18 protein-coding genes and 1 tRNA gene are annotated in these 23,576 nt (G+C 69.3%); 9 read left to right on the top strand and 10 right to left on the bottom strand.

Going from position 1 to position 23,576, the window contains the following annotated elements:
• The first annotated feature begins 82 nt into the window (after nt 1–82).
• Entirely contained in the window at nt 83–601 is a 519-nt protein-coding gene (locus ACQPZW_RS00390) for a SixA phosphatase family protein (protein WP_433792880.1), read from the top strand.
• Between the two features lie 3 nt (nt 602–604).
• Here ACQPZW_RS00390 and ACQPZW_RS00385 read toward each other — a convergent pair whose 3' ends face one another.
• Entirely contained in the window at nt 605–2,812 is a 2,208-nt protein-coding gene (locus ACQPZW_RS00385) for a S8 family serine peptidase (protein WP_433792879.1), read from the bottom strand.
• 195 nt (nt 2,813–3,007) lie between these two features.
• Nucleotides 3,008–4,864 (bottom strand): acyl-CoA dehydrogenase, encoded by a 1,857-nt coding sequence (locus tag ACQPZW_RS00380; RefSeq protein ID WP_433792878.1) that lies wholly within the window; start codon nt 4,862–4,864, stop codon nt 3,008–3,010.
• Nucleotides 4,865–5,132: 268 nt separating this feature from the next.
• Between ACQPZW_RS00380 and ACQPZW_RS00375 the strand changes: the two genes are divergently transcribed.
• Nucleotides 5,133–5,288, top strand: coding sequence for a hypothetical protein (locus ACQPZW_RS00375; protein WP_433792877.1), 156 nt, complete (start codon nt 5,133–5,135; stop codon nt 5,286–5,288).
• Nucleotides 5,289–5,290: 2 nt separating this feature from the next.
• Here the strand turns inward: ACQPZW_RS00375 and ACQPZW_RS00370 are convergent, their stop codons facing one another.
• Nucleotides 5,291–6,421, bottom strand: coding sequence for a PP2C family protein-serine/threonine phosphatase (locus ACQPZW_RS00370; RefSeq protein WP_433792876.1), 1,131 nt, complete (start codon nt 6,419–6,421; stop codon nt 5,291–5,293).
• 123 nt (nt 6,422–6,544) lie between these two features.
• On the opposite strand from ACQPZW_RS00370, the gene ACQPZW_RS00365 reads away from it, so the two are divergent.
• On the top strand, nt 6,545–7,087 hold the full coding sequence (locus ACQPZW_RS00365; RefSeq protein WP_433792875.1) for a phosphoribosyltransferase: 543 nt from the start codon (nt 6,545–6,547) through the stop codon (nt 7,085–7,087).
• A gap of 10 nt (nt 7,088–7,097) precedes the next feature.
• On the opposite strand, the gene ACQPZW_RS00360 is transcribed toward ACQPZW_RS00365, so the two are convergent.
• The gene (locus ACQPZW_RS00360) at nt 7,098–7,376 is read right to left on the bottom strand and encodes a YciI family protein (protein WP_433797881.1); all 279 of its coding nucleotides are present in this window, start codon (nt 7,374–7,376) and stop codon (nt 7,098–7,100) included.
• Between the two features lie 82 nt (nt 7,377–7,458).
• Here ACQPZW_RS00360 and ACQPZW_RS00355 point away from each other — a divergent pair, with 82 nt between their 5' ends.
• A complete protein-coding gene (locus ACQPZW_RS00355; protein ID WP_433792874.1) occupies nt 7,459–7,935 on the top strand; it encodes a YcxB family protein in 477 nt (158 codons plus the stop codon).
• 42 nt (nt 7,936–7,977) lie between these two features.
• On the opposite strand, the gene dcd is transcribed toward ACQPZW_RS00355, so the two are convergent.
• A complete protein-coding gene (dcd, locus tag ACQPZW_RS00350) occupies nt 7,978–8,556 on the bottom strand; it encodes a dCTP deaminase (RefSeq protein WP_433792873.1) in 579 nt (192 codons plus the stop codon).
• A gap of 119 nt (nt 8,557–8,675) precedes the next feature.
• Here dcd and ACQPZW_RS00345 point away from each other — a divergent pair, with 119 nt between their 5' ends.
• The 5 genes from ACQPZW_RS00345 to ACQPZW_RS00325 all read left to right on the top strand — a co-directional run bounded on the left by ACQPZW_RS00345 (nt 8,676) and on the right by ACQPZW_RS00325 (nt 17,323).
• The gene (locus ACQPZW_RS00345) at nt 8,676–9,182 is read left to right on the top strand and encodes a pyridoxamine 5'-phosphate oxidase family protein (protein WP_433792872.1); all 507 of its coding nucleotides are present in this window, start codon (nt 8,676–8,678) and stop codon (nt 9,180–9,182) included.
• A gap of 119 nt (nt 9,183–9,301) precedes the next feature.
• Nucleotides 9,302–9,375 (top strand) — tRNA-Gly (locus tag ACQPZW_RS00340).
• Nucleotides 9,376–9,789: 414 nt separating this feature from the next.
• A complete protein-coding gene (locus tag ACQPZW_RS00335) occupies nt 9,790–13,623 on the top strand; it encodes a GDSL-type esterase/lipase family protein (RefSeq protein WP_433792871.1) in 3,834 nt (1,277 codons plus the stop codon).
• 63 nt (nt 13,624–13,686) lie between these two features.
• Nucleotides 13,687–14,181: a hypothetical protein gene (locus tag ACQPZW_RS00330; RefSeq protein WP_433792870.1), complete on the top strand. Its 495-nt coding sequence runs from the start codon at nt 13,687–13,689 to the stop codon at nt 14,179–14,181.
• A gap of 190 nt (nt 14,182–14,371) precedes the next feature.
• Nucleotides 14,372–17,323 (top strand): FlgD immunoglobulin-like domain containing protein, encoded by a 2,952-nt coding sequence (locus ACQPZW_RS00325; protein ID WP_433792869.1) that lies wholly within the window; start codon nt 14,372–14,374, stop codon nt 17,321–17,323.
• 8 nt (nt 17,324–17,331) lie between these two features.
• Here the strand turns inward: ACQPZW_RS00325 and ACQPZW_RS00320 are convergent, their stop codons facing one another.
• The 5 genes from ACQPZW_RS00320 to ACQPZW_RS00300 form a co-directional block, all read right to left on the bottom strand.
• Nucleotides 17,332–18,246, bottom strand: coding sequence for a LamG-like jellyroll fold domain-containing protein (locus ACQPZW_RS00320; RefSeq protein WP_433792868.1), 915 nt, complete (start codon nt 18,244–18,246; stop codon nt 17,332–17,334).
• A 111-nt stretch (nt 18,247–18,357) separates the two neighbouring features.
• Nucleotides 18,358–19,398: a hemolysin family protein gene (locus ACQPZW_RS00315; RefSeq protein ID WP_433792867.1), complete on the bottom strand. Its 1,041-nt coding sequence runs from the start codon at nt 19,396–19,398 to the stop codon at nt 18,358–18,360.
• Nucleotides 19,391–20,725 carry a hemolysin family protein gene (locus tag ACQPZW_RS00310; RefSeq protein ID WP_433792866.1) on the bottom strand — a complete coding sequence of 445 codons (1,335 nt, stop codon included), beginning with the start codon at nt 20,723–20,725 and terminating at the stop codon, nt 19,391–19,393. The genes ACQPZW_RS00315 and ACQPZW_RS00310 overlap by 8 nt, the downstream gene beginning before the upstream one ends.
• Before the next feature lie 124 nt (nt 20,726–20,849).
• Nucleotides 20,850–22,985, bottom strand: coding sequence for a heterodisulfide reductase-related iron-sulfur binding cluster (locus ACQPZW_RS00305; RefSeq protein WP_433792865.1), 2,136 nt, complete (start codon nt 22,983–22,985; stop codon nt 20,850–20,852).
• A 173-nt stretch (nt 22,986–23,158) separates the two neighbouring features.
• Nucleotides 23,159–23,422, bottom strand: coding sequence for a cell division protein CrgA (locus tag ACQPZW_RS00300; RefSeq protein ID WP_433792864.1), 264 nt, complete (start codon nt 23,420–23,422; stop codon nt 23,159–23,161).
• Nucleotides 23,423–23,576: the final 154 nt, after the last annotated feature.

Raw genomic sequence — 23,576 nt, 5'->3', positions numbered from 1 at the left:
TGCGAGCCCGCTCGACCGTGATGAATGCGTTGATCGGGCGTTTACCCGCACGGGTCCAATCCCAATCAGGCAAGCTGTACCGATGACCACGCGGACGCTCATCCTGCTGCGCCACGCCAAGGCGGAGACACCCGGCGACTTCGACGACCACGACCGCGCCCTCACCGACCGCGGCGGGCTCGACGCCGACGCCGCCGGTGCGTGGCTCGTCGATGAGCGACTGCATCCCGACCTGGTCATCTGCTCGCCGGCCAAGCGCACGCGACAGACCTGGCAGAATGCCGCGATCGCGCTGGCCCAGGGCCGGTCCGGGCAGTACGCGCCCGAGGTTCACTATCCGGAATCGCTGTACCTGGGTCGGAGCGGCGAGGTCTTCGATCTCCTGCACGAGGTCCCGGAGACCGTGCGCACGGTTCTCGTCGTCGGCCACAATCCGACTATGTCCGAAGTGTCCGCTCTGCTACTGCCGGACGACCAGTACACCGGCACGGTCGTCGAGATGAAGACCTCCGGCATCGCCGTTCACACCGGGGAGAAGCCGTGGTCCTCGGTGGAACCGGGAGCGATGCGCCTGACCCGGTCCCACACCGCCCGCGGCTGACTTCTACTTCCGATACCAGGTCCGGGTAGTGGTGTACTTCACATTGCCGAGCTTGTCGTACGCCCGGACCTGGATCTTCATCGTCTTCTTCTGCGTCCCGGCGTCGAAGGCGAGCACGTAGCCCGCGGCGTAGTCCCGGGCCACGACCTTCCCGTTGACGATCAGCTCCACCCGCGAGATGCCACTCGGGTCGGAGGCTTTCACGTACACCCTGGTCGTGCCCTTGATCTTCGCCTTGTTCGCCGGCGCCTTGGTGATCGACAGAGCCGGCGCGGCGTTGTCAGCGGTCACCCGGCGGCTGTAGCCGCGAGTGTTGCCGAGCCGGTCGGTCAGCTTCCAGGTCAGGTCGACGTGTCCGTTGGCGGTCCCGGTCCTCACGGCCAGCGAGTAGGGCGCCGTGGTGTCCGACCCGACGTACTTCCCGTTCGCCCACAACTCGGCCCGCGCGACGCCGGCGCCGTCGGTCACCCCGCCGATCGTGCTGGTGAACGTGCCCCGCACCCGGCTGTTCTGCGACGGTGCCAGGCTGGTCCCGGTCGGCCCGCTGTCGTCGATCACCAGCTTCATCGGCAGGACGATCGTGTTCCCGTTCACGCCCCGCACATCGACCTGGAAACTCCCCTGGGGGTACGGCGAAGCCGTGCCCACCCAGTCGTTCGTGCCCGCCACCCGGGTGAAGTCGTGGCGCGGCCCGTCATGCGACCCGCTGACGACCTCTCCGACCGGGGTGCTCCCCTCCGCCACGCGCACCCGCACCTGGATCGGCCCGCTGCGCACGCGCGCTCCGGCGACCGGCGAGACGATCGACGCGACCGGGTCGGTGGTGTCCGTCCGCATGACGGTCGTCATCTCGTGGTGCCGGCCGGCGTAGTCGTAGGCCCGGATGGTGACCGGAAGATCGCCCCGGACGTTCCACGGCGCCTTCACGTAGAGCGACTTCCAGTCCGGCCCGGACGAGCTGGACACGACCTGGCCGTCGACGATCTGCTCGAGCCGCTGGATCGCGTGGTCGTCGGTCACCTCGGGTGTGACCACCACCGACACGTGGGTGAGGGTGGCCCCCGCGGTCAGACCGGTGCTCGTCACCACCGGATCCGTGGTGTCCTCACCGCCGAGCCGGTGCACGGTGTAGGCCGCGTCCACGACCGGCGGGTCGAACCACGTCTTCCGGGAGCTCGGTGGCAGTGCACCACCCAGTAGCGCGGCCCGTACGTCCGCTGCGGTGTTGGACGACTTCGCGGCGAAGCCGAGCGCCGCTATCCCGGAGAGCACGGCCGACGAGGCCGAGGTGTCGTAGAGGTAGCGGTTCCCGGACGCGCGGTCCATCGTGTACACCGTTCCGGCCGCGGCGATGTCGATCCAGCGGTCGGCGGAGGTGTTCAGGTTGGTCCGGTTCCACGTCTGACCGAACAGCTCCGTGCCGACGGCGAGGGCCGGCTCGATCGCGGCCGGGAACTCCCGCGTGGTCCCGCCCGCGTTGCCCGCCGCGGCCACCACCAGCGAGCCCTTCGCCGCCGCGTGGGTCACGGCGTCGGTCAGCAGCCTGCTCGGGGTCGGGGTGCTCGCCGACACGTTGATCACCTGTGCGCCGTGGTCGGCGGCCCAGGCGATGCCGGCCGCCACGTCGGCGGAGGACCCCTCGGCCGGGCCGGCGGCACGATGACCGAGCACCCGGACCGGCATGACCGCACATCGGGAGCAGACACCCGAGGCGCCGACGCCGTTCCCCGCCTCGCCGGCGATCAGCGTCGCGACCATCGTGCCGTGATCGTCGTCGTCGGCCGGATCGGCGTCGTCGTCGACGAAGTCGTGGCCGGCGGTCAACCGCGACTTCGGCAGGTCGGCGTTCGGGGAGACGCCGGTGTCGACGACCGCGACGGTGATGTCCGAGCCGCCGGTGCCCCAGGTCTGCGCCTCGGGGATCCGGTCGTACTCGTACTGGCCGCGATGGTTCCTGTCGAACGGGTCGCTGTCGGCGTGGACGACACCGTCACGCTCGGCATACCGCACTCGGGCGGTGTCGGCCGCCAGCGTGGCCAGCAGGGCGTCCGCCCTGTCGGCCGGGACCTCGGCGGTGACCGCGGAGAGACCGGTCACCGGCTTGCCACCGGCGGCCACCAGCGCGGGCGGCACGTCGGCTAGGTCGGTGAGGCCGACGTTGATCCGGACCGGTGTGACGTCGGGGTCGGCCAGGGCGGGAGTCGCCGCCAAGCCGACCAGGAGAAGGGAGGAAAGACAGGAAGCGATGACGCGCACCGATGCCCCCGCGACGATGACCATGAGTATTGAGCGAGATCATACTGTGCGTCGATACGTTTGCGTAACGCCGAAAAAGACGGAGGCCCGGCGGACGTCGTTGTCCGCCGGGCCTCCGTCTTTTTCAGGAGAGTGGGAAAAGCTCGTTGATCAGAACGCGTCCTCGTCCAGGTCCATCAGGTCGAGGGTGGTGTTCTCGATGATCCGGCGGTCGGCGCCGATCCGCGGCAGGATCTCCGCGACGAAGAAGCGGGCCGCGGCCACCTTGCCGGTGTAGAACTTCTTGTCCGACTCGGAGACCTCGCCGTTCAGCGCGGTCAGGGCCACGTCGGCCTGGCGCAGCAGCAGCCAGGCGAGGATCACGTCACCGAGGGCGAGCAGGATCCGGCGCGAGCTCAGGCCGATCTTGTAGAGCTCACGGGCCTCGCCGTTCTGCACGGCCTGCAGCCAGCCCAGGGTCACGCCCAGGATGTTCTGCATCTCGGTGAGCGCCTTGCCGAGGGCGAGCCGCTCGTTCTTGAGCTGACCGTTGCCGGCCTCGCTCTCGATGAAGCCCTGGATCTCGGCGGCGATGGTGCCGAGCGTACGCCCGCCGTCCTTGACGATCTTGCGGAAGATCAGGTCGAGGCTCTGGATCGCGGTGGTGCCCTCGTAGAGGGTGTCGATCTTCGCGTCCCGGACGTACTGCTCCAGCGGGTAGTCCTGGAGGAAGCCGGAGCCGCCGAAGGTCTGCAGCGACTCGGCTCCGAGCAGCTCGTACGCCCGCTCCGACCCGACGCCCTTGACCAGCGGGAGCAGGAAGTCGTTGATGTGGCTCGCGATCTTCGCGGCCTTCTCGTCGCCGGCCGCCTGCGCGATGGCGACCTTGTCCTGCCAGGTCGCGGTGTAGATGACCAGGGCGCGGAGAGCCTCGGCGTACGACTTCTGGAGCATCAGCGAACGACGGACGTCCGGGTGGTGGGTGATGGTCACCCGCGGCGCGGCCTTGTCGGTGTTCTGCACCAGGTCGGCGCCCTGTACGCGGTTCTTCGCATACTCCAGCGCGTTGAGGTAACCGGTGGACAGGGTGGCGATGGCCTTGGTGCCGACCATCATCCGGGCGTTCTCAATGATCATGAACATCTGCCGGATGCCCTGGTGCACCTCGCCGAGCAGCCAGCCCTTGGCGGGGGTGCCGTGCTCGCCGAAGGTCATCTCGCACGTGTTGGAGACCTTGAGGCCCATCTTGTGCTCGACGTTGGTGGCGTAGACGCCGTTGCGCTCGCCAAGCTCGCCGGTCGCCGGGTCGAAGTGGTACTTCGGCACGATGAAGAGCGACAGGCCCTTGGTGCCGGGACCGCCCACGCCCTCGACGCCCACCGGGCGGGCCAGGACGTAGTGGATGATGTTGTCGCTCAGGTCGTGCTCACCCGAGGTGATGAAGCGCTTGACGCCCTCGATGTGCCACGAGCCGTCCGGCTGCGGGATCGCACGGGCGCGGCCGGCGCCGACGTCCGAGCCGGCGTCCGGCTCGGTGAGGACCATGGTGGAGCCCCACTGCTTCTCGACGAAGAGCTTGGCCCACTCCTTCTGCTCCTCGGTGCCCTCGATCCAGACGACGTGGGCGAAGGACGGACCGGACGAATACATCCAGACCGGGGCGTTGGCGCCGAGGATCTGCTCCGCGACGGCCCAGACGAGGCTGCGCGGCGCCGGGGTGCCGCCGAGACCGGACGGCAGGTCGAGCCGCCAGAACTCGGACGCCATGAACGTCTCGTAGGACTTCTTGAACGACTCCGGCAGCGGCGCGGTGTTGGTCGCGGGGTCGAAGACCGGTGGGTTGCGGTCGGCATCGGTGTAGCTGGCGGCGAGATCCTCGCGGGCCAGCCGGTCGACCTCGGAGAGCACGTCACGCGCGGACTCCAGGTCGAACTCGTCGAACGGCGCCTGGCCGAGCGACTTCTCCGCTCCGAAGACCTCGAACAGGTTGAACTGGAGGTCACGAAGGTTGCTCTTGTAGTGCGTCATGGTGCTTGGCCCCGCTCTCCGGACGCGAGTTACCCGTCAGTAACCCCCACTCTATTACTCATCGGTAGCCAGCGACAACCCGGCCAGGGTTTCCCGGCAAACCCACCAGGAAGGGGCCCCTGTCCGACGGTTCGTGGGTCAAACGTCACCGATCGGGTGGCGGTCGATACAGCCGTTCGGCCATTTGCCTACTTCGACACGCTGATCACGTATCGAAGGGAGGCACGGCTCGTTCTAGGGAATAGACAGCTACGAACAGGGGGATGCCATGTTCGCCACGCTCAAGAACCTGATCCCGGAGCCGCGTCAGGCCAACCAGCCGCGCAACTACGTCGGGCGGCATCGCCAGCCCGACCAGGCCCCACCGGCACCCGCGCCGACCTCACCGGCCGCCCCGGCCGAAACCGAGGACAGCGCGGCCTGAGATCAGCTGCCCGCGGCACCGACCTCCCAGCTCGGCACCGAGACGGCAGCGCCGCCGTCCGGGCCGGCGTACTCCAGCAGCACCAGCGCGATGTCGTCCTCGAGACGCCCGTGGACCCAGTCGACCAGGGCCGTCTCCAGCGACGCGAGCCCGTCCCCGACCGTGCCGTGGCCCAGCAGGCGCCACGCACGATCGGCGGTCGGGAAGAACTCACCGTCCCGGCGCGCCTCACCCAGCCCGTCGGTGAACAGCAGTAGCCGGTCGCCCGGCTCCAGGCGCTCCACCCGCGCCTTCACCTCGGGCATGAACCCGAGCGGCGGCGCCGGCGCGGGCGGCTCCAACGGGATGACCTGGCCCCGACGCAGCAGCAACGGCGCCGGATGTCCACAGTTGACGATCGTCAGGGTGCCGCCCCGCTCCTCGACCAGGGCCGCGGTCACGAAGTCCTCGTCGCCGACACTGCGGGCCACCGCCCGGTCCAGGTCCTGCACCATCGACTTCAGGTCGGCCCGCTCGTACGCCACATGCCGGTACGAGCCCAGCACGATGCTCGCCAGGCGGACCGCGTCGAGGCCCTTACCCCGTACGTCCCCGATGATGATCCGGACGCCGTAGGGCGTGTTGAGGGCCTCGTAGAGGTCTCCACCGATGTCCGCCGCGGCCGTCGCCGAGATGTACCGGCCGGCCACCGCGAGGGCGCCCACCTGCGGCCCGATCGGCCGGAGCACCGCCTGCTGGGCCACCGCCGCCAGCCGCAGCAGCTCGGCGATCTTCTCGGCCTGTCGCTGGCGGATGGTGGCCCCGGCCGCCGCCACGCCGGTGGCCAGCACGACGCCCATCAGATTGATCAGCCCGGCCAGTCGCTGATCGGCCGGCGCCATGCCGACGAAGGCCGCTCCGACCGCGGTCGCCAGGACCCCGGTCCCGAGGACCAGCTGCCAGACCGCGAACACCGCGGCCAGGAACGGCGCCGCCGCCAGCAGGCCGACATAGTCCACGCCGGGCCGCTCGGCCAGCTCCACGGCGGACACGATCGCGAGCAGCACGAGGGCCGCGCCGATCCCGGCGCGGTTCCCTGGGCTCAGCGGGTGTCGTCCCGCCATGAAAGTAGGCATGGTTCCGCCGAACAGCATGCCCGATCGACCTGACGTCGGGCATCAACTTGACCCGTAGGCTGAGTCGGTTCTGACCCGACGTAGGTACCGCAGTCATTCGGTCGGTCCAACGAGAACCGCGGCCGGTGACAGGATGTCTGCGTGACCGACGATCTCCGTGATCTTCTCCGATCCGCCTTCCGCTGGACCGACCTGGGCCCCGACCACGACTACATGGTCAGTGACCGCTCCGGATGGTGGCGTGACCCGCGCATCCTGGACGGACTCGGGCCGGCCCTCGCCGACCTGTTCCGCGGCGACCGGCCGACCGTCGTGGTCTCGCCCGAGGTCACCGGGTTCATGGTCGGGCCGCTGGTGGCGCGGGCGCTCGGAGTGGGATTCGTCGAGGCGTACCGGGCCGGGGCGCGCCGGGCCATCGCCGAGCCGATGATCTGGGCCGACGTGCCCACCGACCACCGCGGCGACGTGCAGCGCCTCGGCGTGCGGGAGAGCCTGATCGGCCCCGGCGACCGCGCCCTCGTCGTCGACGACTGGGCGGCCACCGGGGCTCAGGCTCGTGGCCTGCGTGAACTTCTCGGATCGCGATACCTCGGCACGGCGGTGATCGTCGACGAGTGCCCGCCCGAGGTGTCGGCCGAGCTGACGATCAGGACGCTGCTGACCGGAATGGACCTCGACCCGTAAACAAGATGGACTATCGGGCGCGCTGGTAGCCGGCGAGCGCACCCCGGGTCGGGTGCCAGCCGGTCGCCGTGTAGGACGCCAGGCCCCGAACCACATACGGGTCCTTGGCGATCAGCTCGTGCGCCTCGGCCTCGGTGTCCACGTCCAGCAGGATGATGCCGCCGGTCGGCGGGTCCATCCGGCCCGCGGTGACCGCGTAGCCCGTCTTCTCCAACTCGTCGACGAAGGCCAGGTGGTCGGCACGCGCCGCGTCGACCTCGTCGAGCGGCTTCAGGTACGTCGAAATCATGAGATACACGCGCCAATCGTAGATCCCCGGCCGACCACCTGGACGGTGTCGATCACCGTCGGGCAAAAGGTACTTTTCTGGAGTGCAGATCCAGATCACCGCGGTTGCCGATCCGGCGCTGATCGCCGCGGCCACCCGGCACGGCCTCCGTCGCCCGGTCCTCGTGGCCCGCGTCACCGGTTGGGCGTTCCTGCTGGTGGCGGTACTTCTGCTGGGCGTCACCGGCGACCTCAGCGCGGGGCTGCTGGCCGGCGGGGCGGCGCTTGCCGTGATCGTCCCGGTGGCGCTTCTCAACCACACCGCGCGCGGCCTGCGGGCCGGCGGGCTCACCACCTACGAGATCAGCGAGGGCGGCGTCGCCAGCTCCGACGCGGAGGCCCGGCACGCGTACGCCTGGCGGGCCGTCCGCTCCGTCGAACATCTCTCCGGGCAGCTGGTCTTCCGGCTGCGCGGCGCGCGGTTCCTGCCGGTCCCGACGGCCGGGCTGAGCCCGGCACAGATCGAGCAGGTCCTCGGCACGGCGTCGGCCCGCGGGTTGCAGGTCCGACGGTTCGCCTGATCCTTCGGGGTACGGCCGACGCGCTCTGGTAGGCGCCGGCTCTCAGCGCGTCGGCCAGGTCCGGAAATTCTGTGCCGAGCGGCTGGCGGTCGGGCCGCGCTGCCCCTGGTAGCGGGAGCCGTAGACCGCCGAGCCGTACGGGTGCTCGGCAGGGCTCGACAGCCGGAAGATGCACAGCTGCCCGATCTTCATCCCCGGCCAGAGCTTGATCGGCAGGTTGGCCACGTTGGAGAGCTCCAGCGTCACGTGCCCGGAGAACCCCGGGTCGATGAACCCCGCCGTCGAGTGGGTGAGCAGACCGAGCCGCCCCAGACTGCTCTTGCCCTCCAGCCGTGCCGCCAGGTCGTGCCCGAGAGTGATCACCTCGAGCGTGGACGCCAGCACGAACTCACCCGGATGCAACACGAACGGCTGACCGTCCTCCACCTCGACCGGGGCGGTCAGCTCGTCCTGCTGCTCGGCCGGGTCGATGTGCGTGTACAGGTGGTTGTTGAACACCCGGAAGAACCGGTCCAGGCGGACGTCGACGCTGGACGGCTGCAGGAGCGACGGCTCGAACGGCTCCAGCGAGAGCCCGCCCGACTTGATCTCGGAGACCAGGTCACGGTCGGAGAGAAGCATCGCAACACCATACCGACCGCCCCCGACGGCTCTCCTCGCAGCCGCACCGACCAGGCCGAAGTCACCCGGATCGGCGTGTTCGGTGGTCGACTCGTACATATGTTCGATAGGATGCGGTCATGGCTTCCTGGTCCGATCTCGCCGCCGCCGAGCCGGCGCTCGCCGACGGCATCCGTGCGCTCCTGCAGCAGTACGGTCCCGGCATGGGCTACCTGGCGACCATCCGCGCCGACGGCGGTCCGCGCGTCCACCCGGTCTCCCCGGTCTTCACCGCCGACGGCCTCTTCTGCTTCATCGTCGACTCGCCGAAACGCCGCGACCTGGAGCGCGATGGGCGTTACGCCCTGCACGCCTACCCACCGGAGGACAACGACGACGAGGCCACCCTCACCGGCCGTGCCGTCCCGGTCCGCGACCCACGGGTGATCGCCCACTTGGCCGGCACGCTGCACGCCTCCCCCGACGTCGACTGGCGCCTGTTCGAGCTGACCATCGACAGCGCCATGCTCCGCCGTCACGGCCCGGCCGGCGCACTCCCGCTGGCCGCCACCCCGTTCCTCCCGGCGTATGCCCAGACGTGGCGCGCCCCCCGCCAGAAACCCAACCTGATGGCCGTCGCCAGCTGACCCACCGCCCTGGGAGTGCGTCCGGCTCGGGGGCCCCGTCGCCCCGGCCCCGGCCGCACTCCCGGATCGGGGGGCACCGCCGCCACCGACTCGGATAATCAGGTACAGTGAGGCAGCTTGCGGGTGTAGTTCAATGGCAGAACATCAGCTTCCCAAGCTGACAGCGCGGGTTCGATTCCCGTCACCCGCTCCACATACGGAAGCCCTGGTCAGGACCAATGGTCCCGCCAGGGCTTCCGTGCTTTCAGGGCCTGCCGAAACAGGCACGGGCCACTAGCGGGCCATCAGCTCGCCTCGACGGCCGGTCTCTCACCCCCGGCTGATCCTGACGAGTTCGCCTTCCTCGACGGCCGTCATCAGGACGGCGCGTGACCGCGAGTTGATCGAGACGATCGATCGGATCCACGCGGGCGAGGAGTCCGGCGCAGTGACCGGGCAGTGGACATTCTCATCTTGATCTATATTCAGCGACGCTCGGCTCGGACGGCTGAAAGGTCACGCCGCCGGGACGGCAACTCTGCAAGGCAGATCAAAACTTCGGGGGAAGCAAATCGTGAGATGGACCTTCAGGCATGCCATGTGCCTGACATCAGTAGTGACCGTGGCGGTGGCCGGTCCAACCACCGTCGCGCATGCCGAGCCGGCGCCGGTTCCGAGCACTGGCGCACCCGCGGCCGCGGCACCGTCCGCACCGGATCCCTCGGTCGTCGAGCCGGACAAGCGCGCGGAGCTCCTCGGCGCGGGATGGCAGGCCTCCGGCGACCGGCTCTGGACCACGTCAGGTGACGCGACCGGCTTCCACGTCCTGGTGGCCGAGGCGCGAACCGGATACCAGTGGCGTAGTGCGGCCACTCTCAATGTTCCCGGCCTGGAATCGGACCGCTGGATCGGCAACGCCTGTGTGACCGAGTCCGGCAACCGTGCCGTGGTCGTGTACGCGCCCCGCAACTTCACCAACCGTGAGGTGCTCGCCGGTCGTGGCGGCTACACCGCCATCGTCGACCTGGCCACCGGTGCGGTGCGGAACCTCGACGTGCGGACCAGCTTGGCCTACTTCAACCCGGGTTGCGGCTCGGGCGAGCAGGTGGCGCTGACTCAGGAAGGCGACCTCGACCTGGGCCAGACCCGGATTCTGACCCTCGACGCGGCGACCGGTGAGACGGCCGCGCCGATCGACGTCCCCGGCCAGCTGACCTCGGTGGTCCCCACTGATTTCGGGCTGGTCGGCGCGGATGCGGGGGCGGTGGTGACGATCGACCGCAAGGGCGCGCGACGCAAGCTGGCTGAGACCAGCGGCGTTCCGTTCAGCCTGAGCGCCGATGCCTCCGGTGGTGTCGTCTACCAGGAGAAGGCCGGAACGCAGGCACAGGTCCGGCGGGCTACGGTCAGCGGATCCGGCGCCAAGCGGAAGGTGGACGTCCGCACGCTGGCCACCGGCGGGGCGGCCGACTTCGGGATCGCCCGGGCCGCCAGCGGCAAGGTGTTCATCGTCGGCGAGCCGGCCAAGGTCAAGGGGCTGCCGGCCACGGTCGGCCGGCTGACCGCACCGACCGACACGACGGTCTCCACCCGCGGGGAGACCGTGGTGACGTCGCAGGAGCGTGCCGACGGGGCCGACCCGCGGACGGCTCCGGTCGACCCGGAGACGGCGGTGCCGGTCAGCATCGACGCGCTCAGCACCAAGACCGGCAAGGCACTGTCCTTCACGGTCGACGCGGCGGCCGCGACCGCCGCGGCGTCCGACGCTGAGCCGACCTGGGACCCGAACGGGTACTGCTCGGTCGAGCGCAACAACCCCGAGCTGCAGGTCTACCAGCCCAAGCCCAAGCAGATCGAGTGGGCGGCGAACCAGCTGGTGAAGGGCACCCTGGCGATCACCCGTAAGGCGGGCTGGCACCACAACGGCTTGGACGCCTACAACCCGGTGACCATGTTCCCGACGCCTGCGCTGACCGGTGGTGGCAAGGTGCCGGCCCAGGTGATGCTCGGAATCATGGGCCAGGAGTCCAACCTGTGGCAGGCCAGTGGGAACACCCTGCCCGGTGAGTACGGGAACCCGCTGATCGGCAACTACTACGGTGTCGACCGGGAGAAGGGCGCCGTCGACTGGGACATCACCTGGGACAAGGCGGACTGTGGTTATGGCGTCTCCCAGACGACCGATGGCATGCGCAAGGCCTCGCACCCCAAGCCGAACGAGAAGATCCTGAGCCACGACAAGCAGGTCGCCGTGGCCACCGACTACGTCGCCAACGCCGCCGCCGGTCTGCAGATTCTGATCTCCAAGTGGAACCAGATGCAGGCGGAGGGTCTGCGGGTCAACAACAACGACCCCTCCAAGATCGAGAACTGGTTCCTCGCGGCCTGGGCGTACAACGCCGGATACCACCCGGCGGGTGAGGCCGACACCAACGGCGCATACGGGCTGGGCTGGGGCAACAATCCGGCCAACCCGCGCTACCGGGCGAACCGCAAGCTTTTCGGGCTGGACCCGAAGGACTTCGCCGATCCGCAGGACTGGGGCTACCCGGAGAAGATCATCGGGTTCGCCGCCCTCCCGCCGTCCGTGCTGGAGAGCAACAACCCCACCGACGTGTACGTTCCGCTCTTCCGCCCGGCCTGGTGGAACGGCAGGGACGACATCTGGCCGATCCCGTCGGAGCGGGCGTCCTACCGCCGTGAGCACGCCACCCCGGCGACGGACACTTTCTGCACCGCCGACAACGACTGTGAGTGGGGCGCCGAGCACCTGCCGACCTATGAGGGCAACGGCATGCCCGGTACGAACGTCCTGGGGGAGGAGGCCGGGCCCTGCGCGCACAGGGCCACGAACGGCAAGTTCGACCTGAAGTGCTGGTGGCACAAGCCGGTCACGTGGAAATCCGACTGTGCGACCACGTGCGGCAACGAGTTCATCCGGTACGACTCGACGTACGCGAGCAAGGAGCCCGAGGACGGGAACAGCAACCCACCGGTCTGCAGCATCACCGACAAGCCCTCCGGGCTGCTGGTGGTCGACGACCTGCCGAACAGCATGGAGCCGGTACGGCAGGACTGCGCGCGGCCTGCCAATGCCGGGACGTTCGACCTCAGCTTCGGCAAGGACGCCAAGGGCAACGAGACGTCCAAGGTGGATCTCCACCAGCTCGGCAGCGGTTTCGGCTCGCACTTCTGGTTCGGGCACACCCGCAAGGACGACCCGGGCCTCCAGAAGATGAAGATCACGGGGACATGGCGATTCAACCAGTCCCTGGACCAGTGGGCCCGGGTGTACGTGCACATTCCCGACCACGGTGCGCACACCCGAGAGGCGAAATACGTCATCGACACCGGTCAAGGGACCCGGCACCGGACCGTGCAGCAGCGGATCCGAACCAACAGCTGGGTCTCGCTCGGCTCGTTCAAGTTCGCCGGCAAACCGGTGATCTCCCTGAGCACCACGGGCCTGAACGGTAACGGCGACGAGGACATCGCGTGGGACGCCGCGGCGGTTCTGCCGCTGAACGCGAAGCCGAAGCAGATCGTCGCGGCGCTCGGTGACTCCTACTCCTCGGGTGAGGGCGCGACCGCGAACGCCGGCGTCGACTATTTCCCGGAGAGCAACGTCGACGGCGGCGGCCCGTGGCGTAACGCCTGCCACCGATCGAGGCATGCCTGGTCGCGGCAGATGCAGCTCAGTGACAGCACCCAATCGGTCGGTATCCGTAGCGGCGGCTGGTCCGCCGACATCGACTACCACATGACGGCCTGTTCCGGCGCCACGACGAAAGACGTCCGGTCGGCGTCGACGACGGGCGAGGACGGCCAGTACACCGAGCCCGCGCAGTTGGACAGCGGTTGGGTCGACGCGGACACCACCCTGGTGACCCTCTCCATCGGGGGCAACGACGCGAAGTTCACCAAGGTCGTCACGCAATGCGTGCTGTGGGCGGGCGTCAAGGACTGCCAGGACAGCACCATGGATGGCGACAACGACCCGTTGGGCATCGCAGAGCCGGCCCGCATCAGGAACGAGGTGCGCGCATCGATCAACAGAACCTTGGAGGAGATCCACGCATTGGCGCCGCACGCGAAGATCCTCTTGATGGGGTACCCGCAACTGCTGGAGACCAACGGATGGAACTACTGCATCGCCGGCATCGATGACGACGAGACGCAGTGGTTGGCGGACACCGGCAGACTGCTGAACGAGCAGATGCAGCTGGGGGCGGACCAGAGTGTGGGCGCCGGCATCCCGGTGACGTTCGCGAACCCGGAGCAGGCGTTCGACGGTAAGGGCATCTGCGGCGAACCCGAACGCATTCACGGGATCGTCAGGGGACTGACCGCGAGCGATACGCCGGGCGCGCTGATGTCCGCCCAGAGCTTCCACCCGAAGCTCGAGGGGGCGACCATCTACTCTCAGGTCGCCAGCGCGTCGCTGCGTCAGATGGGCCTCTAGGACGATGGGCACGAGGCGCCGGGCCGGCGCCTCGTGCCACACCCAGGACAGGAAACGATGGGAATGAGAGCTACCGGACGACGGTACGGCCTGGCGGCTCTGGCGGTCGGGCTGATGGTGGCCGGTGCCGGGTGCGACTTCCCCGACGCGAAGGATGACGCTCGCACCGCGGCCGTCCAGTCGGCTCGTCAGCACCTGGACGACTTCCGTGGCGAGTTCAGGCACCAGTTGCGTCAGGCGGCCGGGGAGACATGGACCGGTCAGAAGCTTCGTGATGAGATCGAGCCCGGCCTGCGGGACCGCGGCAGGGATTCCCGGTTGCTCGCGATCACGGCGGACGGACGCCAGATCACCGCGCAGTTCGCCGTGAACGGGCGGGGCTCGGGCGGTGGTGGCGGCACGTACGAGGAGTTCTCCTGGGTGACGTGCGCGTCCCTGACCGGAGTACCGTCTCCGGACCCGGCACCGCAGGTCGAGGTCATCCCGTGTCCCCCCGATTTCCCGCCGTCGGACACATGGGGCCGAGTCGACGAGATCGGGCCACTGCCGGCGGAATGATCCGGTCATGATCATCGATCGTCCCGGGTTCTTCCCGCCTCGCGTCGGACATGATCGGCGGGGCGGGAAACGGGGCAGCGCCGGCTGTCTATGTCGGATAAGCTGCGCGCATCTTTGCGTGGGGACGGGTCTGTAGCGTCGTGAGGTGCCGGGCCGGGGCCGCGCTTCCGGGGGCAGGAAAGGCCGCGCCTTGAGGACGATCGATCGATATCTGCGGGTTCGGGTCGCGGTGGCCATGGTGGCCGCGGCGGGGATGGGCGGGGCGCTCGGGATCTCGCCGGTGCTGCCGGTCCCGCCGGCATTCGCCGCGGCCGGTGACGCACAGCTGGTGATCCCGGCGTCGGCGCGGGCGGTGCCCCGGGCCACACAGATCTTCACGGCCGGCACGACCGGGTTCCTCTGGCTGCAGGAGGGCGACGACCGGCTGCTGTGGACGGATTACTCGACCGGGCGTACCACGGCTCTGGAGCAGCGGCTTCGGTCGCCGCTCGGCTATGACATCAACACCGGGTACTTCCGGAACATCGACTCCGACTTCGAGATCGGTGGGACCGGGTCGGACACCGTGGCGCTCTACTACGCCTCTCCCTCGCCGAAGGTGACACTGCTCACCGCGGGAGCGGGACCGGTCGGTGAGGTGCCGATTCCCGACGGCCACTCCTACCGGGGCACGTACGGCGGTGTCGTCGTCACCGCGAACGACGGCGCGACTCCGGCGGCGTACCACCTGTGGCGCTCGACCAACGGAGGCGTCACCGGCACGCCGGTCACCGGGCTTCCGGCGGACGCCACGAGCATCACCGTGGAGGACGGCGACGGCACGTCACTGATCCTGCGCTACGAGACCGGGGACGGGCCGCACTGGTCGCTCGCCGGGCTGGCGAACGGTGTCGCGGTGGCGCTGCCCGACCGGCTGCCCTCGGGCGAGTCGTGGGAGGTCTCCGGCTTCAAGCTCGCCCCGGACTCGGTGCTCCGGCTCCGCATGGGCCGCGGCGCGATCGACGTCTATGCGCGGGACGGTCTGGGCGCGGAGCCCCGTGCGGTGGAGGCCGGCGCGTTCGCGTACGACTCCTCGTATGCGGTGGTCGGCACCCATCTGCTGGCCATGGACCGGATGGCGATCGGCAACAGCCGGTTCCGTGGTGAGCCGGTCTGGGCCGTCCCGACGACCGTCGACGACCCGGACATGTTCCAGGTCCTGGCCATCGGCGCGCACGGGCTGGTGCAGGCCCCGGACGGCTCGGTGCTGGTGGCGGGCGCCGAGGAGGACGTGTGGCACGGTGACACCGACCTGGGCATCTACCGGGTGCGCCAGACCGCGGACGGTTCGGTGGTACGCGAGCGGCTGACCGATGTGCAGCCCATGCCGGCCCAGGTCCACGGTCTCTCGCTGGGTTCCGGCGTGCTCACCACGGTCGCGGACAGCACCGCCTACGCGCCGGCGACGATCATCGGTGCGTACCGGAGCACCTGGCTGACCACTCCGGCGCCGGGGAGCGCGCCGAGCGTCGTCCGGAGCACCGTGGACGGTTACGCCAGTGGCCGGGACGGGTTCTGTTCGGCGGACAGCGACCGGGTCCGGTGCATCCGGATGTTCGCCGACGGGACCGGGCTGCACGGGCGGGAGGACGCCACCGAGCAGGGTCTGACCATGCTGATGACCAACGGCAGCACCGTCTGGGGCCCCAGCGTCGAGACCGGGACCAGCAGCCCGTACCTCGCTGATCTGTCCGGCCGTTACGGCGTGGTCAACAGCCGCGTCGGGCCGGGGCAGCACATCGTCCGGTTCCCCGCCACCGGCGCCGGCTCCGTGCTCCAGCAGCGCAACGGGACCGGCTCCGCGGTGTGGGGTTCGACGCTGTGGAACGCGTCGACCGAGGACGGCACGATCCAGGCCGTCAGTCTGCCGTCCGGCACGGCGGGGGAGAGCTTCCAGACGGCCAACGGCTGCATTCCGTCGAAGCTGCAGGCGGTGGGCCGGTGGGTGTACTGGACCTGTGTCGACTACTGGGGAGATCACCACGGCTCCGGCGTCTACGACCGGGTCGTTCGCAAGGCCGTCGCCGCTCCGGCCGGTCAGGTCATGCTCGGTGACGGTTTCCTGGTCGCCTACGTGGCCGGAGCCGGTCTCCAGCTGACCGATCTGGTCGCCGGCACACCGGCACGGACCCTGGTCACCGAGGCGGCGCTGGGCGCCCACCACGAGGCGGGAACGAGCTGGACGGTGGACCGGTTCGGGGGCGGAGTCGCCTACGCCGACGACGCCCAGCGGGTGCACGTGGTGCCGACCGGCATCGTGGCGTCACCGCTGACCGTGATCGACTCCGAGGTGTCCACGGCCGCCGCGAGCTGGGCGGGCACCTGGTGGCTGTCGAAGCCGGCCGCGTCGTGGCAGGTCACCATCCGGGACCGGGCCGGCGCGACGCTGCGGACACTGTCCGGATCGGCGGCCACCGGCCAGATCCGGGCCACCTGGGACGGAAAGGACTCGGCCGGGAAGCCGGTCGCCGACGGCACCTTCACCTGGGGGCTCACCGCGCAGCCCGCGGACGGGCAGGGTGCGGCGCTGACCGTCGGCGACCCGGCCCCGGCGGCCGTGCTGCGGGCTACCAAGGCACCGTCGGTCAGCGGGACGGTCCGGGTCGGCTCGACGGTCCGGGTGGCGGCGGGCACCTGGTCTCCGGCGGCCACCGGGTACGCCTACCAGTGGTACGCCAACGGGGCGGCGATCAAGGGCGCGACCGGTACGGCGTACCAGATCACTGCTGGTGTGCTGGGCAAACGTCTCACCGTTCGGGTGACCGCGAGTCGCGCCGGGCATCCGTCGGGGTCTTCTTCGTCGGCTTCGTCGGCTGTCGTCGCCCGCGGCCCGGCCGCGAAGGCCACCGCCCGTCCGAAGGTCACCGGCAAGGCGAAGGTGGGCCGGACCGTGCGAGCGGCGGCCGGTTCGTGGTCGCCGAAGGCCGACTCCTACCGCTACGAATGGCGACTGAACGGCAAGCTGATCAAGGGCGCGACCGCGGCGACGCTGAAGCTGAAGTCGTCGATGCGCGGCAAGAAGCTGACCGTCACGGTGATCGCCCGTAAGGCCGGCCATCTGGACGGCCGTGCGACCAGTGTCACGGTGAGCGTTCGCGCCTGATCACGCGCTCAGCTGCCGATCGTCACGAAGACGTCGTCGATCGCCCCGGCGAACTGGTCGTTGCCGGGGGCCGGGCCCTTTCCGCCGATGCGGAGGGGCTCGGCGTTGGCGATGGAGAGCTGCGACGGGACCGGCACCCAGGCGCGCGGCACGCCGTCGACGATCATGATCAGGCGGGTGAGGGTCCGGCGGCATTCCAGGTCGTGCCACTGGCCGTCGGCGACGTTGATCCACGGCTCGGCCCGGTAGATGCCTCCGCGGGGCCCGGCGATCACGCAGCTGGGATGGCCCTGCCGGTGGTCGACCTGCAGCTTGTACTGGCTGACGCCGCCGACCGAGTAGCCCTTCTGCAGCACGTTCGCCCCGTCGGCGAGGTCGGCGTGCGTCATCCGGATGGAGGCGCCGTAGTGCAGGGTGCGGCGGCCGGGGTTGAGGCTGTCGTCACGCAGGCCTTCGAGGATCGCCCGGGGGCAATCCCGTTCTCGCGGCAGGGTGCATCGGTCCGGATAGGCGACGGCAAGACCGGACCCCTGGGGTACGAGTCGGAGCGCGCCCCCGTTCTGCCCGAGGGGCCGCAGCTCGTGCCCGCCCCGGCTGTCGGCGATCGGCCGGCCGACACCGCCGTCGAAGTCGTACCGGACGTCGTACGGCGCCCCGGCGATACGGATCTGCCCAGGCGTGACCGGTGCCGAGAAGGCGCTCACATTGTTGAGGAAGCCGGGCGCGGGCCGGCTCGGGGTGGTCGCGGGGGTGGGCGTCGGTGAGGTGTGCCACGGCACGGCCGGGCTCGGTGGCTCGGAGGCTCTGGCCTCGACGGGTGGCCCGGCGACGGACGGGGTGTGTTGAAGGATCAGGGACACCCCGGCCAGGATGAGGGCCGCCCACAGGACACCGAGCGGTAAACGCCGCCGAAAGTGAAGCATGTGCCAATTGTCCGGAATGATGCCTAAGTCGCGAACTGGCGCACCGCAACGGCGAAAAAGCACTCGAACGCGGTAGACCGAACCACCGAATCCGATACGGGGTAACGCAGATCACCGCATCCGTGACGCCGGATGCGCGGCCCCATAGGGTTCCCCGATCACCGCGTGCAGCACATCGTCCAGCGTGATCACCCCGAGCGGGTGCCGCCCATCGCTGACCAGCACGATGTGCAGCCGGTCGCGGCGCATGGTGAGCAGCAGGTCGGCGAGGCTGCGATCCGGCGGGACCACGGCCAGGGGACGGATCACCTCGGGTGGCACCGGAAGGCGGCGCTGGGCGCCCCCATACCCCAGGATGTCTTTGACGTGCACGAATCCCAGCACCCGCCGGGTGTCACGCTGAACCACCGGAAACCGGGAGCGGCCACTGCGGGTGGCGACCGCCTCGAGCGTCGCCGGTGACACGTCGGCGGCCACCGTGGTGACCCGTGACCACGGCAGCAGGGTGTCGGCGGCGGTGCGGTTGCTGAGGCCGAGCGCGGCGTGGATCCGGGCGTACTGCTCGGAGCCGAGCAGGCCCTCGCTGCGGGCCTGCGTGACCATGCCGGCCAGCTCCTCGGCGGTGAAGACCGTCTTGACCGCGTCGGTCGTCTCGATCTTCCACAGCTTCAGGATGTTGCGGGAGGCCCAGCGCATCGCGTTGAGCAGCGGCTTGGTGGCGGTGCAGAAGGCCAGCATGAACGGGCCGAGGACGAGCGCGGACTTCTCCGGGCCGGCCAGCGTGATGTTCTTCGGCACCATCTCGCCGACGACCGTGTGCAGGAACGTCACGACCATCAGAGCGAGCACGAAGGAGATCGGGTGGATCGCGTTGTCGGGCAGCCCGATCGCATGGAACGGACCCTCCAGCAGGTGTGCGACGGTCGGCTCGGCGATCGCGCCGAGCACCAGCGTGCAGATGGTGATGCCGAGCTGCGCGCCGGCGATCATCAGCGGGATCTGGCTCATCGCCGACAGTGCCCAGCGGGCGGCCTGCGAGGTCTCCGCCAACGGCTCCAGCGCGGTACGCCGACTCGCGATCAGGGCGAACTCGCCACCCACGAAAAGCCCGTTGCCGATCAGGAGAACCGCGACGAACAGCAGCTCAGTCATCGGACGGCTCCGGCGGCGCGACCACACGCACCTGCTCGATGCGGTGCCGGTCGACCTCCAGCACGGTGAACTCCCACCCGTGTTCCTCCAGCGATTCCCCGGCGACCGGGATGTGACCGAGGCGGGCCAGCAGGAACCCGGCGAGCGTCTCGTACGGCCCCTCGGGCAGCCGGAACCCGGTCTGCTCGTGCACCTCGTCCTCGCGGAGCAGCCCGTCGACCAGGAACGACTTCTCCCCACCGGGGGCGGTCAGCTCCTGAGTGCCGGTCTCGTCGAGGTCGGTGTCGTACTCGTCGGCGATCTCGCCCACCAGCTCCTCGACCAGGTCCTCGATGGTGACGACGCCGTCGGTGCCGCCGTACTCGTCGACCACGATGGCAAGGTCGGCCCCGGCCGTCCGCAGCACCTCGAGCACCTTGTCGAGGTTGAGGCTCTCCGGCACCCAGACCGGTTCCCGGGCGAGGGTGGAGACCCGCGTCACGGCCCGCCGCTCGGGTGGCACGCCGAGAGCGTCGTTCACGCCGACCACTCCGGTGACCACGTCGAGCGTGCTCTCGTACACCGGGAAACGGGTGTGGCCGGTCTCGCGCGCCACCGTGATGAGGTCCGCGACGGTCGCGGTGGTCTTGAGGCCGACGACGTCGACGCGCGGGGTCATCGCCTTGGCCGCCCGTTTCTCGCCGAACCGGATCGTCCGGCGCAGCAGGATGGCGGTCTCGGTGGGCAGCGCACCGGCCGAGGCGCTGATCGCGGCGAGCAGGCCGAGCTCCTCCGGCGAGCGGGCGCTGGCCAGCTCCTCCTGCGGCTCGATGCCGAGGCGGCGGACCAGCCAGTTCGCCGTGCCGTTGAGCGCGGCGATCAGCCATTTGAAGACGATGGAGAAGCCACGCAGGGGCGCGGCGGTGCGCAGGGCGACGCCCATCGGCTGGGCCAGCGCCGCGTTCTTGGGCACCAACTCGCCGAAGAGCATCGAGATCAGGGTCGCCACCACCAGGGCGAGCACATGCGTGACGGTGTCGGTGGAGTCGCCGGCAATGGGCTCGACCAGGGGGATGAACAGCTCCGAGAGCGCCGGCTCGGCCAGATATCCGGTGAGCAGCGCGGTGAGCGTGATGCCCAACTGCGCGCCGGAGAGCTGGAAGGAGAGCTCCTGCAGCGCCGTCCGGACCCGGCGGGCCCGACGGTCACCCGCCGTGGCCCTGGTGTCGATCTCCACCCGATCGACGGTGACCAACCCGAACTCGGCCGCCACGAAGAACGCGTTGCCCGCCGTGAGCAGCGCAAAGGCCACCAACGGGAGCACCGCGGTCAGGAACAGGCCGTCCATGATCGCTTCACCTCGGACCTCATTGTGCCGGACTGGGGCCATTCGCCACCAACCGTGCCGTCACCGGTCCGGCGGAGACAGGCGTGGCCGGCAGCGGGGCTGCCGGCCACGGACGAGATGTCGATCAGACTTCCTGTTTCAGCGAGCGGAGCAGGACCGTGGCCACGTCGACCACCTCGACCTCTTCCTGCTTGCCCTTGCCGGTGACCCCGTCGCCGATCATCGTGTAGCAGAACGGGCAGCCGACCGCGATCGTCTTCGCCCCGGTGGCCAGGGCCTCCTCGGTGCGCTCGACGTTGATCCGCTTGCCGATCCGCTCCTCCATCCACATCCGGGCGCCGCCGGCGCCGCAGCAGAAGGAGCGCTCCTGGTTGCGGGGCATCTCGATCAGGTTCGCGGTTTCGCCGAGCACCTCGCGGGGCGCGTCGAAGACCCGGTTGTGCCGGCCCAGGTAGCAGGGGTCGTGGTAGGTCACGTCACCGTCGATCGGCTGGACCGGGGTGAGCTTGCCCTGCTTGACCAGGTGGGCCAGCAGCTGGGTGTGGTGTACCACCTCGACCTCGAGGCCGAGCTGCTCGTACTCGTTGCCCAGGGTGTTGAAGCAGTGCGGGCAGGTGGCCACGATCTTCTTCACGTTGGCTTCCTGCAGCGTCTCGACGTTCTGCTGAGCCAGCATCTGGAAGATGAACTCGTTGCCGATACGCCGGGCCGGGTCGCCGGAGCAGGTCTCGCCCTCACCGAGGATGGCGTAGGAGACACCGGCCTCGTTGAGCAGCGTGGCAACCGCGCGGGTGGTCTTCTTCGCCCGGTCCTCGAAGGCACCGGCGCAACCCACCCAGAAGAGGTACTCGAAGTCGTCGACCTCGCCGACCCGCGGCACCTCGAAGTCCAGGCCCTTGGTCCAGTCCTCCCGGGTGTTCTGCGGGGCACCCCACGGGTTGCCCTTGTTCTCCAGGTTGCGCAGCATGACGCCGGCCTCGGAGGGGAAGCTCGACTCGATCAGCACCTGGTAACGGCGCATGTCGACGATGTGGTCGATGTGCTCGATGTCGACCGGGCACTGCTCGACGCAGGCGCCGCAGGTGGTGCAGGACCAGAGCACGTCCGGGTCGATGACACCCTGCTCCTCGGCGGTGCCGATCAGCGGACGGCCGGCCTCGGCGAGCGCTAGGACGTCCATGTGCGCGAGCTGGGCCTCGGTGGCCTTCTCCTCACCCATCAGGTCCTTGCCGCCGCCGGCGAGAAGATAGGGAGCCTTGGCGTACGCGTGATCGCGCAGCGACAGCACCAGGAGCTTCGGCGACAGCGGCTTGGCAGTGTTCCACGCCGGGCACTGCGACTGGCAGCGGCCGCACTCGGTGCAGGTGGAGAAGTCGAGCAGGCCCTTCCAGGTGAACTGCTCGACCTGGTTGACACCGAAGAGGTCCTTCTCCGGGTCGGCCTCCTCGAAGTCCAGTGGCTTGCCGTCGCTCATCATCGGCTTCAGCGCGCCGAGACCGGACCCGGCCGGCTTCTCCGGGCTGCGCTTGAAGTAGATGTTGAAGAACGCCAGGAAGCGGTGCCAGGCCACGCCCATCGTCGGGTTCAGCGAGATGGTGATCAGCCAGGTCATCGAGATGCAGATCTTGATGAGCGCCATCCAGGTGGCGCCGTCCTCCCAGGCCGGGAGGATCGAGCCGACCGCGTGGCTCACCGGGGTGGCCCACAGCGGGTACTCGAAGTGGTCGGTGGCGACCTTGAAGCCCCGGATCAGGAAGCCGAAGATCAGCACGCCGACGATGACGGCCTCGACGAAGTACGCCTGCCACATCGTCGAGCCCAGGAACCGGCTCCGTTTGACCGCCCCCGGCTTGTTCCGCTGACGTACGAAGATCAGGTAGAGGATGCCGATCGTGCCCAGGATCCCGAACCACTCGGTGACCAGCCCGAAAATCGTCCAGTGCCCGATGATCGGCAGGCCCATCGCCGGCGCCGCGACCTCGAAATAGGCCTCGAGCACCAGCAACGACAGGATCAGGAACGAGAACATCACGAACCAGTGGGCCGCTCCGATCGCGGACCACTTCAGCATCCTGGTGTGACCGACGGTCTCCACCAGCATGGTCTTCGTCCGTGTCTTCGGCTCGGTGAACCGGGCCGGATCGGGCTGGCCCTGACGGATCACCGCGGTGATGGTCATGACGGCGCGGACCGCCAGGTAGACGGCCACCACCGTGATGGCCCCCGCTAAGACGGTGGCGACTATCTGCGCGATGCCCATGTGGTGCCTCCTCGGTCGGCGGTGCGCCAACCCATGTTACCCACGAGTAATAGAGGGTGCGCGCCAACCGGTCAAGGGGAAGCGCCCCACGCCGAAAGCGCACCCCACGGCAGGCGGGGGTGCGCTAACTTTCGGAGATTTTCATGTATCCGCGGTAAGAATGGAACAGCGTTTCAACGCCAGCGAGAGAGCAGGCCCAGCGACGCCACCATGCAGCCGAAGCCGACCGCTAGATTCCAGTACTCCCAGCTCGCGACCGGCCACTGCTGTGATGACAGGTAGTAGACGACGAGCCAGGCGATGCCGACGACGATCAGGGCCACCGCGCTGACGGGCACCCACAACGGACTCGGCTTGTTGGACGCACCCTTCACCGCCGGGTTGATGTCCGACGGCGGGGTGTAGACCTTCTTCTTGCGAACCACTGACTTGGGCACGGTGCTCTCCTGAGGGCAACAAGTGGTGAACAACCCACCGCTGAGCGGCTCCGGAACTCCCGAATGCTGCCCGTGGCGAATACTGTTCGACCGCTAGCGTAGTCAAGGCGGTACGCAGACAGGCACCCGCCGGGGCGAGAAAATACCCCGAGCG

It is taken from the genome of Actinoplanes sp. CA-252034, from assembly GCF_050956125.1.
GTDB lineage: Bacteria > Actinomycetota > Actinomycetes > Mycobacteriales > Micromonosporaceae > Actinoplanes.
This window is presented reverse-complemented; position numbering and strand designations above follow the sequence as displayed.

Bases quoted from the DNA above. Each gene is read 5' to 3' on its own strand.
- ACQPZW_RS00360 (WP_433797881.1), bottom strand. From the start codon at position 7,376: ATGATTTCGACGTACCTGAAGCCGCTCGACGAGGTCGACGCGGCGCGT.
- ACQPZW_RS00315 (WP_433792867.1), bottom strand. From the start codon at position 19,398: ATGACTGAGCTGCTGTTCGTCGCGGTTCTCCTGATCGGCAACGGGCTT.
- ACQPZW_RS00380 (WP_433792878.1), bottom strand. From the start codon at position 4,864: ATGACGCACTACAAGAGCAACCTTCGTGACCTCCAGTTCAACCTGTTC.
- ACQPZW_RS00310 (WP_433792866.1), bottom strand. From the start codon at position 20,725: ATGGACGGCCTGTTCCTGACCGCGGTGCTCCCGTTGGTGGCCTTTGCG.
- ACQPZW_RS00370 (WP_433792876.1), bottom strand. From the start codon at position 6,421: ATGCTGTTCGGCGGAACCATGCCTACTTTCATGGCGGGACGACACCCG.
- ACQPZW_RS00330 (WP_433792870.1), top strand. From the start codon at position 13,687: ATGAGAGCTACCGGACGACGGTACGGCCTGGCGGCTCTGGCGGTCGGG.
- ACQPZW_RS00345 (WP_433792872.1), top strand. From the start codon at position 8,676: ATGGCTTCCTGGTCCGATCTCGCCGCCGCCGAGCCGGCGCTCGCCGAC.
- ACQPZW_RS00320 (WP_433792868.1), bottom strand. From the start codon at position 18,246: ATGCTTCACTTTCGGCGGCGTTTACCGCTCGGTGTCCTGTGGGCGGCC.
- ACQPZW_RS00390 (WP_433792880.1), top strand. From the start codon at position 83: ATGACCACGCGGACGCTCATCCTGCTGCGCCACGCCAAGGCGGAGACA.
- ACQPZW_RS00305 (WP_433792865.1), bottom strand. From the start codon at position 22,985: ATGGGCATCGCGCAGATAGTCGCCACCGTCTTAGCGGGGGCCATCACG.
- dcd (WP_433792873.1), bottom strand. From the start codon at position 8,556: ATGCTTCTCTCCGACCGTGACCTGGTCTCCGAGATCAAGTCGGGCGGG.
- ACQPZW_RS00375 (WP_433792877.1), top strand. From the start codon at position 5,133: ATGTTCGCCACGCTCAAGAACCTGATCCCGGAGCCGCGTCAGGCCAAC.